This window comes from Blautia sp. MSK20_18 (genome assembly GCF_020553125.1).
GTDB lineage: Bacteria > Bacillota > Clostridia > Lachnospirales > Lachnospiraceae > Blautia_A > Blautia_A fusiformis.
The window spans coordinates 97,099-110,249 of sequence record NZ_JAJCGR010000007.1; the positions used below are offsets into that span (position 1 = coordinate 97,099).

11 protein-coding genes are annotated in these 13,151 nt (G+C 44.8%); 1 reads left to right on the top strand and 10 read right to left on the bottom strand.

Going from position 1 to position 13,151, the window contains the following annotated elements:
• Positions 1–113: 113 nt before the first annotated feature.
• From LI091_RS06390 to eno, 9 genes are all read right to left on the bottom strand, one after another.
• Entirely contained in the window at positions 114–899 is a 786-nt protein-coding gene (locus LI091_RS06390; protein WP_015524407.1) for a 5-deoxy-glucuronate isomerase, read from the bottom strand.
• A gap of 16 nt (positions 900–915) precedes the next feature.
• Positions 916–2,847, bottom strand: a complete 1,932-nt coding sequence (gene iolD, locus LI091_RS06395) for a 3D-(3,5/4)-trihydroxycyclohexane-1,2-dione acylhydrolase (decyclizing) (RefSeq protein WP_118608902.1) — start codon at positions 2,845–2,847, stop codon at positions 916–918.
• An 18-nt stretch (positions 2,848–2,865) separates the two neighbouring features.
• Complete coding sequence (iolC, locus tag LI091_RS06400) at positions 2,866–3,900, bottom strand: 5-dehydro-2-deoxygluconokinase (RefSeq protein ID WP_015524405.1); 1,035 nt, start codon at positions 3,898–3,900, stop codon at positions 2,866–2,868.
• Positions 3,901–4,308: 408 nt separating this feature from the next.
• On the bottom strand, positions 4,309–5,337 hold the full coding sequence (locus LI091_RS06405) for a LacI family DNA-binding transcriptional regulator (protein WP_022426319.1): 1,029 nt from the start codon (positions 5,335–5,337) through the stop codon (positions 4,309–4,311).
• Positions 5,338–5,475: 138 nt separating this feature from the next.
• The gene (gene larC / locus LI091_RS06410; RefSeq protein ID WP_129974426.1) at positions 5,476–6,852 is read right to left on the bottom strand and encodes a nickel pincer cofactor biosynthesis protein LarC; all 1,377 of its coding nucleotides are present in this window, start codon (positions 6,850–6,852) and stop codon (positions 5,476–5,478) included.
• Complete coding sequence (gene larB, locus LI091_RS06415; protein ID WP_022426321.1) at positions 6,853–7,596, bottom strand: nickel pincer cofactor biosynthesis protein LarB; 744 nt, start codon at positions 7,594–7,596, stop codon at positions 6,853–6,855.
• Positions 7,597–7,745: 149 nt separating this feature from the next.
• Positions 7,746–8,483 (bottom strand): ABC transporter ATP-binding protein, encoded by a 738-nt coding sequence (locus LI091_RS06420; protein ID WP_021651749.1) that lies wholly within the window; start codon positions 8,481–8,483, stop codon positions 7,746–7,748.
• Between the two features lie 12 nt (positions 8,484–8,495).
• Positions 8,496–9,272: an ABC transporter permease gene (locus tag LI091_RS06425; RefSeq protein WP_044961662.1), complete on the bottom strand. Its 777-nt coding sequence runs from the start codon at positions 9,270–9,272 to the stop codon at positions 8,496–8,498.
• A gap of 139 nt (positions 9,273–9,411) precedes the next feature.
• Positions 9,412–10,707 (bottom strand): phosphopyruvate hydratase, encoded by a 1,296-nt coding sequence (gene eno / locus LI091_RS06430; RefSeq protein WP_044961624.1) that lies wholly within the window; start codon positions 10,705–10,707, stop codon positions 9,412–9,414.
• A gap of 488 nt (positions 10,708–11,195) precedes the next feature.
• Between eno and LI091_RS06435 the strand changes: the two genes are divergently transcribed.
• Positions 11,196–11,687: a DUF2798 domain-containing protein gene (locus tag LI091_RS06435; protein ID WP_110103019.1), complete on the top strand. Its 492-nt coding sequence runs from the start codon at positions 11,196–11,198 to the stop codon at positions 11,685–11,687.
• A gap of 124 nt (positions 11,688–11,811) precedes the next feature.
• Here the strand turns inward: LI091_RS06435 and LI091_RS06440 are convergent, their stop codons facing one another.
• Positions 11,812–13,143: an MATE family efflux transporter gene (locus tag LI091_RS06440; RefSeq protein WP_173739544.1), complete on the bottom strand. Its 1,332-nt coding sequence runs from the start codon at positions 13,141–13,143 to the stop codon at positions 11,812–11,814.
• Positions 13,144–13,151 lie beyond the last annotated feature (8 nt).

A 13,151-nucleotide genomic window follows, 5' to 3' on the forward strand; every position in this document is an offset into this window, starting at 1 on the left:
CAATTTTTTTCATAATAGCAGCAGGTCTACTGCTGTCCGCTCCTCACGAACAACAGCATTCTCCTATTCCTGCTGCCTGTTATTTACGATCCAGTATCAGTATCTCCGAATCCTTAAAACTCGGCGTCATGAAGCCAGGTATATCTCTCATCCTCGCAGCGGTCTGTCTGCAGCCACGGATTTCCGTCAATGTGGCGGATCATCCAGCATGTATACATCTGATATCCAGGTGCAACTGCCTGCGGATGAAGCTCTCCTCCTGGAATTGCGGAAAAGCTCTCGTCTGTACTCTTAAATACCTGATCACCGACAAAGCTTGCTCCAAACCCTTCCGGATGATCAAATTTGAAAAAGTATGTCTCAGGCTGCGGATGTCTGTGCGGCAGGTATCCGGACCAGTTTCCTCTGTCATTGAGAACCTCACCAAGAACCATATTGGACTCCGGTGAAATGTCATGATCGAAGATGGTGTTTACTCTTCTCTTCGCAACATTTCCGAACTTGCCTACGCAGGAATATCCCCACGGAGCATCTTCCGGTTTGTAGAGTTTTGCACCGAAATCTTTCTCGTTCTTTGTGCACTGAACAAGGATCTGTGACTCTGCATTTGCTACGACTGTAATCTCAGTTCCTGTGCATCCGTGAACACACCATGGTCCCTCTGTGAACACGTCTTTTCTGGTTGCTGCAGCTTCGTTTCCGTTCCATTTATAGGTAATGTTTCCGGAGAGGAGGAGAACTGCTGTCTCCTCACCCTCTCTTAAAAATGTTCTTGTCTCTCCTGCTTTCATACGGTAAACACGGATGTCCATCATCATGGCCTTGTACTCATTATCGTATGTTGTAAGAATCTTTTCGCCTTTTTCGTCATATTCCGGATAACCAAATACTTTACTCATTTTCTTACCTCCCAGATTAGTACAGTCTTGCCTCTTCACGGCCTTTCATAACTCCCTCGCAGGCCTTTCTTACGCTTTCTTTCTCAGATGTTGTTGCGATTCCTACATCCCACCATGACTCATATCCGTCTGTCATGGTCTTCGGGATAACTTTGAGATCAAAGAGGCATGCGATCTCCTGCTTTTTGGCATCTTCCAGAGCATCTACCAGCTCCTGGATTGTGCGGCAGGTATAGGTCTTCAGGCCATAGCCTTCGCCGATCTTTGCATAATCTACAGGGATCAGATCTCCGGTCGGTTTCTTGCCGTCTGTATAACGGAACTCTGTTGCAAGGCTTCCGATTCCGTGGTTCATCTCAAGGTTGTTGATGCAGCCAAATCCGCAGTTATCGAATACCATGATATTGACTTTCTGTCTCTCCTGCATGATAGTCATGATCTCACTGTGGAGCATCTGGAAGCTGGAATCTCCAACTACGCAGTATACTTCATTATCCGGCTCAGCAAATTTCACACCGAGGGTAGCGGCAACCTCATATCCCATGCAGGAATATCCGTACTCTGCATGATATCCGCCACGTTTGTCTGTTCTCCACATACGCTGCATACAGCTTGGAAGGGAACCGCCTGCTGTGATGATGGTTGCATCTTTGTCGATAGTTCTGTTGATTGCTGCAAGTGCTGCTGTCTGTGTGATCTTTCCGTTTGTAAGCTTTACATATTCCGGAATCGTACGAGGATCTCTTGCCTTGATCAGCGGCTCAAAATCATCTCCTGTGTACTCAATGCTTCCAAGGCGCTCCATCTCTTTATCCCATGCAGCTTTTGCTTTCTCGATCTCATCTGTGTATGCAGATTTATATCCTCTTGCACGAAGCTTTTCTGCTAGTGCTTCTACGGTAGCTTTTGCATCACCCACTGCTTTTACTGCATCCATCTTGTATGCGTGGAATCTGCAGTTGTTGATACTTACAAACTGAACATCCTCATTCTGGAACAGATGCTTGGAGCTTGTTGTAAAGTCAGACATTCTGGAACCGATAGAAATTACCACGTCTGCGTCTTTACCGATGATGTTGGAAGCGTAGGTTCCTGTTACACCGATACCGCCAAGACAGTACGGATTGCCAGACTGGCAGGCACTCTTTCCGGCCTGTGTCTCGCCGAATGGGATCTTGAACTCTTCACAGAATTTCTCAACAGCTTCTCCAGCTTCTGAGTAACGGACACCACCACCAACAACGATAAGCGGTTTCTTCGCTCCTGCGATGACCTCTGCCACATCCTCAAGCTCTTCCTCTACTGCAACCGGTCTTGTGATCCTATGCACTCTCTTCTTGAAGAAGTACTCCGGGAAGTCAAAGGACTCACCCTCAACATCCTGGCAAAGCGCGATGCAGCATGCACCTGTTTCAGCCGGATCTGTAAGAACTCTCATTGCATTGATCAGAGCGGTCATGACCATCTCCGGTCTTGTGATCCTATCCCAGTATTTGCAGACTGGCTTGAATGCATCGTTCGTACTGACGGCAAGGCTGCTGCTCTGCTCCAGCTGCTGGAGAACCGGGTCAGGCTGGCGAGATGCAAAAGTATCTGCCGGGAATACAAGAAGCGGAATATTATTTACAGTTGCTGTTGCACATGCTGTTACCATGTTTGCAGCTCCAGGTCCGATGGAGGAAGCGCATGCAATGATTTTTTTGCGGTTGCTCTGTTTTGCAAAAGCGGTAGCAACGTGACACATACCCTGCTCATTTCTTCCCTGAAGAACCTTCAGCTGTCCCGGATTTGTATCCAGTGCCTCACCAAGTCCTACAGCAATACCGTGTCCGAAGATCGTGAAAAATCCTTCTACGAATTTTGTCTCCACTCCGTCCATGGAAACATACTGATTATCCAGAAATTTTACAATTGCCTGTGCAGTTGTCATTCTTACTGTCTTTGCCATTTTTCCCACTCCTTTTCTTTATACTCTTGCGATCATTTCGCCGAATTTTTCTTTTTCATCTTTAATGAATGCGTGAACTTCATCCGGTCCCGGAAGGGAATCGGAGCAGTTGTTGCTTTTAACCATCATGGATGCCTCAGCAGAACCAAACTCCAGGCAGTCAATGATCTCCCAGCCCTGATACAGTCCATACAGGAATCCGGAGCCGTATCCGTCGCCGCCGCCGAAGCCTTTTCTTGCCTCAACCGGGAATGGCTTGATGCTGAACTTCTGTCCATCAACTGTGTAGGCTGTGGAACCCTTCATACCGTGTTTGATGACAACGATCTTTGCATTTTTTGCCTGCCAGTAAGCTGCACTCTCCTCATCAGTCATGCCTTCTTTGATCAGTTTCTCTGTAAGGTCAAACTCTTCTCTGGAGCCCATGATGATGTCAGCTTCCTTAGCTACGATGGAATAGTAGATGGAAATCTCATCTGCATTCTTCCAGTTGTACTCTCTATAATCAATATCAAAAATGATCTTTGTGTTTACTTTCTTAGCAAGCATAACCGCTTTGATCGCTGCTTCTCTGGAAGGGCTCTCTGCAAGAGCAGTTCCGGAAATGAGGATCGCTTTTGCATTTTTGATATAATCCTCGTGGATGTCGTCTACATGAAGCTGCAGATCTGCGATACGGTTACGATACATGAGGATACTGCTTTCCTTTGGAGAAAGCATCTCGGTAAAGGTAAGTCCCAGCTTCTCTCCGTTTGTACATTTTGTGATCTGTGAGGTATCGATTCCTCTCTCATCAAAATAATCTACAACATACTCACCGAACTGATCATCCGAAACCTTTCCGATAAATCCTGCTTTCAGGCCATGCTTGGTAACACCTACAGCGATGTTTGCAGGAGATCCTCCTACAAATTTCTCAAACATATGTACCTTCTTCAGGGGTTTGAACTCCTCCTTTACCTGATCGTTGTAAGCAGGATTAAAATCAATGGCAACTCTTCCAAGGAGCACCAGGTCCATTGGTCTGGATTCATCAAATTCGATATACTTCATGATCTTACCTCCGTTTGTTTGATGGTTTATTTTTTACTTCTTTTTTGTGTGCTTTTTTACTTTGCGTGCTTTTTCTTTTATTTAGCGTGCTTTCTTGCGTGTTTCTTATGATGTTAATATAGCACTGTTTTACAATTTGGGCAAGTACTTCTTTTCATTTTTCTTTTTTTCAGTTATTCTATACAATTTTTGTAGTTTTGTTTTGTTCAAAGTAGCTATTATCTGCATGTGCATTTGCGTGTTGATATTTTTAGCACGCTATTAACACGCAATCAAATGTATCCAGACAGTCGTTTTCTTGGAATCTATATTTCATATCGTAGTATCTTACAGATTTCCTGTAATATAAAAAAGCCTGCAGTTTTCATCCTGCAGACTATTTTATATGATACTTTGCCCAATACATGTTCAAAGGTTATATTTTGTTTTGATCTTGATATCTGTAAAGAGATATTCTCTCTCCGGCTCCTGTCCTTTTGTCAGGATATCCGCCAGGATCCTTGGCGGTTCATACCCCTGGACATATCCATTCTGGTCGATCAGAAAATCCACATGATCATTCTTCAGTGCCCGTTCATTCTTCGGAGTCTGATCGTAGATCACAACGTAGGGCCTGCGGTCAAGTCTCAGCTTTTCAAATGCCTTACCCACTCCTGCCTGGCCTCCGGATACCACCAGGATCCCGCTGATCCCTGAAGTACTCATCATGGCATTTTCTATAATGTGCTCCACCTCAGCTGCTTCATCAAAGCTTCCGTGAACACCGGCGATCTCCAGATGTGGAAAAGCCCGCTTGGCTTCCTCCACAAAGCCATCCACTCGCTGATTGTCAACATGATTGCTGAAATATCCGGTGATGATCAGGATCTTTCCATTTCCTCTTGTCAGCATTCCAAGAAGTCCGGCTGCGGTACGTCCGCTCTTGCGGTTATCCATTCCCACAAAACAGGTTCTTCTCGTTCCTACAATATCAGAGTTAAAGGTTACTACTGGGATATTCTTCTCTTCGATCAAAGCATTCAGTTTCTCCCGGACAGTCTCACTGTCTACCGGCATGATCGCAAGTCCCCGGATTCCTTCCTGTTCCAGTTCCTCAATGGCCTGCAGCTGTTCCTCTTCATCAACGGAAAGACCCTCTTTCAGGATCAGCTGGATCCCTTTTTCTTTCAGTTCCACGGCTGCCTTCTCAATACCACGGTTTACTTCCTGCATAAAAGAAGATCTGGCAAGCTGTGTCACCACTCCGATCTTCAGTCTTTCATCTTTAGCTGTTCTGGAATGTTTCCGTTCTTTCTGTACATATCCCATCTCGTCCGCCAGACGGCAGATTCTCTCTGCCACCTCCGGATTGATCCGTCCTCTGTGGTTCAATGCTCTGTCCACGGTTCCCCTGGAAACCCCTGCCTGTTCTGCAATCTGCTGTATTGTTACCGCCATAAATCCTTCTCCTGCCTCTGCCTTACTGTGTCGTTGCCAACTGTTCCGTCCGGCAATAATCTTTCTATATACATTTATATAGTTTTTTCGAAAAGGTGTCAATATGTAAGTGCATTATACAAGGCAACCAACCCGATCTTATCCCCGCACAGCCATATGATATACTTCTTTATAAGAAATCCCTGTTTTTTCACAAAGTTTTTTTACGCTTTCGTATTCCGGATAATAATATTCCTGTCCGTCAAAAGTGCAGACCTTCACTTCTACATTTCCCAGCGGGGTTGTAACCGTTCTTTTCTCTCTTTTCAAAATGGTTCTCCCCATCTCCTGGCGACGAATCCCAATGGTTGTCGTTTCTCTGAAAATAATCTGCTCCATCGCTGAAACCTGTTCTTTTTTACATAGAACGGTAAGCAGCCATGCCGGACGGTTTTTCTTCATAAATACAGGCATGTAATTGGCCTCTCTGGCTCCTGCCTCATACAGAAGCTCCATAACATAGCCAAGCGTTTCTCCTGTACAGTCATCAATGTTGGATTCCAGCTTTATAATGGTGTCTGTTTCCGTACAAGTATCATTGCCTGAAGCCTCCTCCTCGGATTCCCGGATCAGCATGGCACGGAGAATTCCCGGGCACTCATACTGGCGCTTGCCTGCTCCGATACCGATCTTCTCCACCGTAAAATCTTCAGGCAGTTTTTCTGATGTAAGGAATGCCGCCACAATGGCTGCTCCTGTAGGCGTTATCAGTTCACCCTGCACCGATGTGATATGCAGCTTCAGCTGATGAGCACTTACAATATTACTTACCGCCGGTACCGGCACCGGAAGGATTCCGTGCTGACAGCGAATCGTTCCGCTACCCTCACAAAGTCTTGGAACGATCACTTCCTCCACATCCAGATCATCCATACAGATTGCAACAGAAAGAATATCCACAATGGAATCCACTGCACCCACTTCATGGAAATGGACCTGATCCACCGGTACATTATGGGCTTTTGCTTCTGCCTCGGCAAGAATCTTAAAAATTCTTTTTCCATAGGATTTTGCACGATCTGTCATATCTGCATGGTCGATAATCTCCATGATCTCGTTAAGGCCACGGTGTTCATGGTGATGGTGTCCGTGGTGGGAATGCATCGTTTCTGTATATATATGACTGTTTCCATGGGTTTCCTGTACATGATGTTCATGAGAATGGGGATGCTCATGGGCTTCATGACTATGTTGATAATGATGTTCCTCATGATCCTGGCTGTGAGAATCTCCATCATGCCCATACAGATATTTCATATCATGATCATGATTCTCATGATCCAGTAGTACATCAAAATCACAGGCATCGATCCCTGATTTCATCACACGGCTGATCTTTATGTCGAAACCTTTTACCGGCAGACTTTTAAGAATTCTCACCAGTTTTTTCTGATCTGCACCCAGATCCAGAAGAGCCGCAACTGTCATATCCCCGCTGATCCCGGAGGTACACTCCAGATATAATTTGTTTCTCATTTATTTTCCCTCCGCAAGCCGATTGATCTGGGTTGCCAGATATCCTGCCCCAAATCCGTTGTCAATATTTACTACTGCAATTCCGTTGGCACAGGAATTGATCATTGTCAGAAGCGCTGACAATCCATGAAAGCTGGCGCCATATCCCACAGAAGTAGGTACCGCGATCACCGGACGTTTCACAAGACCACCCATAACACTTGCCAGCGCACCCTCCATTCCTGCTACCGCAACCACACAGTTAGCCTCCTGGATGGTATCCAGCCTGGAAAAGAGTCTGTGCATACCACTGACTCCCACATCATAGATCCTCTCCACATGTGTGCCGAAATACTCTGCTGTCTGGGCAGCTTCCTCCGCAACAGAAATATCTGCTGTTCCGGCTGTACATACTGCCACCTTTCCGATATGCTCCTTCTCTTTTTCAATCTTCAAAATTCCGGAAACAGGATCATAAACCACATCAGGAAGAACCTTTTTTACCAGTTCATACTGATGTTCTGACGCCCTTGTTCCAAAGACTTCTCCATCTTCCTCATAAAGCTTCTGATAGATATTCAAAAGATGTTCGTCTGCTTTTCTCGCACAGTAAACTACCTCCGCAAAACCGGTCCTCGCTTTTCGGGTAGTATCCAGCTTCGCATAATCCATTTCTTCATATCCCTCTTTTTTCAGAAGGTCCTCTGCATGCTCCACAGAGAGCTGGCCTTTTTTTACCTTTTCAAGGATCTGCTGTAAAGTCATCTTTTTGCCTCCCTGTTTTCTTCGTAATATAATAACACAATAGCCAGACATTTGCATCATTTCCGCAAATCGTCTGGCTATCTGCTATTCAAACCGTTCACTGTCCGGTTCTTTTTATTTATGCGACTGCCTAGGCCGCCTTCTGTTCTTTATCTGATCATCTCCGTATATTTGGCCGAGATCTCATCAATATCTCCATATGCGATCAGTTTTCCTTTTTCAAGTATCATTGCTTTATTGCACAAGCGCTGTACCTGTTCCAGAGAATGGGATACAAACAGTACCGTAACGCCCTTATCAAACATACTTAAGACTTTCTTTTCACTCTTTTTCCGGAATTTGGCATCTCCTACAGAAAGGACTTCATCCAGGATCAGGATATCCGGTGATACCAGTGTGGCAATGGAAAATCCAAGTCTTGCCTTCATACCGGAAGAATAATTCTTAATAGGGACATCGATAAATTCCTTCAGTTCAGAAAACTCAACGATCTCATCAAATTTCGATTCCAGAAACTTCTTGGAATATCCGAGCATCGCACCATACAGAAAAATATTCTCACGTCCTGTATACTGCGAATCAAAACCGGCTCCCAGTTCCAGAAGAGGGACCAGACGTCCGTTTCGGACCACCTTGCCTTCGGTAGGCTTGAATACACCGGCAATTACTTTGAGCAGAGTACTTTTTCCCGCTCCATTAAGTCCCAGGATTCCTACACGGTCACCTTTTTTCACCTCAAAATCAACATTCTGAAGAGCCCAGAATTCATTATATTTAATTTCTTTTTTTAAGAATTTAATCACGTAATCCTTCAGGCTGTCTACCTTTTCTTTACTGAGATTAAACTTCATACTTACGTTATCTACAACTACTGCAGGTTTTTCCATATTTTTCTCCTGTTAAATATAAAGGATAAACTCATCCTGTTTCTTCTTGAAACAGAACATTCCGATGGCAATCGTCACAAGGCTGAATACCAGTGCGTATGCCGCATAATGCAGGTTCATCGGCTCCCCGAACATTCCTGAACGAAAAACATCGATGGTACAGTACAGCGGATTATATTTCAGGATCCATGAAAAACCACTTTTCAGCAGTCTGGACGGATAATAAAAGATCGCACAGGTATACATGATCAGCATCAGCGCTACTGACCACAGATATTCCATATCTCTGAAAAAAACGCCAATCGTAGCAAGGATCATTCCACAACCATAAGACAACAGAAATACCAGGATCAGCGCGATCGGGATCTGGAGCATATAAAGTGTCGGCTCCACACCAAGTACTGCTCCTACCGGAACCAGCACGATCAGTGAGATCAGGAAGATCACATAGTTAAAAAGTACACTTGACAGCGGATAGAGATATTTTGGCACATAAACTTTCTTGATCATTGCCGAATTCGCTCTTACTGATTTCAATGCCGCTTTTGTGGCACTGGAATAGAATGTGTACAAAAGACGTCCTGTCAGGATATATACAGGAAATGTCCGATCCTTGTTTCCAAACAGGGTACCGAATACGATCGTCAGTACGATCATGGTAAGCAACGGCTCAAGAAGAGACCAGATGATACCAAGATAGGAACGTCTGTACTTCAGTTTGATTCCTTTTTTTACAAGCTCTCCCAGAAGAAACCTGTAACGCATAAAAGTATTTACGTATTCTTTCATAGCATCTCCAATATTCAATTTTATTTTTTCACACGGCTGTAAATCATAATATACTATTTTGAGAAATCTGGCAACCTTATTTTCGCCAAAAAAAGGCACGCCAAAGCGTACCTTTTTGAGAAATGTGTTAGTTATGATCTTATCTCTTGATATTGAATGCCCGGAATCCCGGATATACTGCTGCATCACCAAGCTCTTCCTCAATACGGAGAAGCTGATTATATTTTGCCACACGTTCGCTTCTGGAAGGAGCTCCTGTCTTGATCTGGCAGGTATTCAGTGCCACTGCAAGATCTGCAATGGTTGTATCCTCTGTCTCTCCGGAACGATGGGAAGAAATCGCTGTATAGCCAGCTTTATGTGCCATTTTGATGGCTTCCAGAGTCTCAGATACAGAACCGATCTGATTCAGTTTGATCAGAATAGAATTTCCGCAGCCAAGGCTGATACCTTTCTCAAGACGCTCTGTATTTGTAACAAACAGGTCATCACCTACAAGCTGTACTTTTCCTCCAAGTTCTTTTGTCATGATCTGCCAGCCTTCCCAGTCTTCCTCATCAAGGCCATCCTCAATAGAGTAGATCGGATATTTTTCGATCAGATTTTTCCAGTGATCAACAAGCTCCGCAGATGTAAATTTCTTTCCGCATTTCGGAAGAACATACTCCCCCTTTTTGTTTCCTTTCCACTCACTGGATGCAGCATCCATGGCAAGTACAAAATCCTTTCCAGGCTCATATCCTGCTTTTTTCACTGCTTCAAGGATGTACTCAATGGCTTCCTCATCGCTTCCAAGGTCTGGTGCAAAACCACCTTCATCTCCAACGCTTGTTGCAAGGCCTTTTTCTTTCAGAAGTGCAGCAAGAGCGTGGAATACCTCCGTACACCAGCGAAGTCCCTCTTTAAAGCTTGGTGCTCCTGCCGGCATGATCATGAATTCCTGAACATCAACGGTATTCGCAGCATGTGCACCACCGTTTAGGATATTCATCATCGGAACCGGAAGTCTGTTTCCGTTCACCCCACCAAGAAATCTGTAAAGGGGGATGTCAAGAGAAATCGCAGCCGCACGTGCGCACGCAATAGAAACCGCAAGAATGGCATTTGCGCCCAGTTTTGATTTGTCCTTTGTTCCATCTGCTTTGAGCATGGCAGCATCCACTGCATAAATATCAGATGCATCCATTCCTGCCAGCGCATCATTAATTACTGTATTGATATTTTCAATGGCCTTCGAAACACCTTTTCCTCCAAAACGGCTTTTATCCTGATCTCTCAGCTCAAGTGCTTCGAATTCTCCTGTGGACGCTCCGCTTGGTGCTGCTCCTCTTCCGACCGTTCCATCTGCCAGATAAACCTCTGCCTCTACGGTCGGATTTCCTCTTGAATCAATGATCTCTCTTCCAATGACCTTCTCAATCTCTAAATAATCCATTTGATATTTATCCTCCTGTCTGGTCTTTTCGCCCTGTCCGTAACTCCTGTTCAGGCCGCATTTTGTCAGGGGATACGGCCCGCCACAAATTTTACGCATTAGTTAGAATCCGCTAACTGTTTACAAGTTTACTATATCTAACTTTAACGGTCAAGAGGAGTTATTGCCATTTTTTTCTCAATTACTCTTCTGATATTTCCATGTTTTTTCAGAACATTCCGCAGGATGTTGCGAATTTTACTTATTGACAAGGCTTTACTACTTATGATATCATAACCGCCGGTATCAAGCGGATATTCGTAAACCGCTCTGCTGCCTGCTTACAGCCAAATAACTGCTTCGCAGTTTGATTTGGTCAAAAAACCGAATATGGTTTATGACAAAATCCTGTCATATATTGGAAACGCACATTCTCCTGAATGATTAACGAACAACACATGCTCTGAGGTTTTACATTATCACTTAATCATTTTAAAGGAGGATTTTTTATGCCAAAAAACAAATTTCAGGAAGTTATCTTTACCCTTATCATGGTATTTTTCATGGTTTACGCCATGATTTGCTACAACATTTCCCTGAACACAGGGAGTATGACAAACCGTGTGTTCCTTGACGCTTTTCATGAACTGGTGATCATGGGACCGATCGCATTTATCCTTGACTTCTTCCTTGTATCCAAGCTTGCTTTTGGTTGTGCAATGCGCATGGTAGATTTCAAAAGCTGCCATCCGTTCAGCAGGATCCTTGCGATCTCCGTTCCTTCCGTTGCTTTCATGTGCCCGTTAATGAGCCTCGCGGCAACCATTCTCTTTAAGGATGCAGGAAATCAGTTTGTAGCTGTATGGCTTCAGACAACCGCATTCAACTTCCCGATGGCATTCTTCTGGCAGCTAATCTATGCAGGTCCGATCGTACGTTTTATTTTCAGACATATCTTTCCTGAAAAGGAAAACGTAAAAGAAGCGACAGAAACTATGTAAAATTAAAGAAAGCACATTGCTATGGTTGAACCACCCCAAAAGTCATACTTTCCGGTGGCGGCTCATTCCATACAATGTGCTTTTTATTTTTCACGCGAATCTTTCTCATCGGATCTTCGAATCCTCAGACTGTTTTCTTTAATTCAGGCATCTTAAGTATCTTCACGATCAGCGGGATCACCATAATGACCCAGACTATCGGTTCTGCTACGATCACGCCGGTATATCCGAGAAGTGGCACCAGAGTCACCGCGATCACTACTTTTCCGATCATCTCCAGCGCACTGGAAACCAGAGGGATCACCGTTTCTCCAAGGCCCTGCATAGCATTTCTGAGGACACTGATCACAGCCGTTACGAAATAAAAGATCGTATCAAATTTAAGATAATTGGCGGCATTGCGGATCACCGTTTCATTATGGCTTCCTGTGACCAGATAGATCAGCTGTTTTCCAATGGTAAAACTGAAGATCACAGTCATCACGGACCAGATACAGGTATACAGAACTGCAAGACCGATTCCATGGCGTACCCGGTCCATCCTCCCTGCTCCTGCGTTCTGGCCGCAGAAGATCGCCATGGTCTGGCCGAACACGCCAAACATGATCATAAACATCTCTGTGATCTTACGGGCTGCTGTATGTGCCACAATGATATCTCTTCCCAGCCGATTGATGGAGGTCTGAAGTGCCAGTGTACCAAGATTTACAAGAGAGCTTACAAGTCCCATAGAAAGTCCGGCACTCAGCATATTTTTCATCATATTTCTTTCGAGACCGAAAAAATCCTTTTTTTTCAGCCGTAGAATCTCATACCTGCGGATCATGTAAAACCAGCATATCAGAAATGCCAGCGTCTGTGAAAGTACCGTGGCAACGGCCGCTCCCTGAACTCCTGCTTTTACTACCAGAATAAAAAACAGATCTCCTGCGATATTTAAAGTTACAGACACCGTCAGGATCACAAGAGGCGTCACCGTATCCCCAAGTGCGCGCAGAGATGCCGCGCAGGTATCATAAAGAAACGTTGCCAGCATACCTGCGATAATAATAAAGATATACTGCCTGGCAGTTCCCGTCAAATGATCCGGAACATTCAGGAACCTCAGGATCGGATGCAGAAACAAAAGTCCCAAAACAGTCAGGATCAGAGAAATCACGCTGCCCATTACAAGAGACAGCGCAAAGGATTTTCGTACTTCTTCCCGGTTTCCGGCACCGAATTTCTGTGCGGTGACAATGGCAAATCCATTTGCAAGGCCCATCAGAAAACCGATGATCAGCCCGCTTAAAGGACTGGTGGCCCCTACTGCCGCCAGCGCATCTTCTTTAAGAAAGCTTCCCACGATCCGGGTATCTGCCAGGCTGTACGTCAGCTGCAAGAGATTTCCCAGAAATACAGGAAGCGCAAAGGACAGGATCAATGTGGAAGGCTTCCCTTTTGTCAAGTCTTTCATGTCATCCT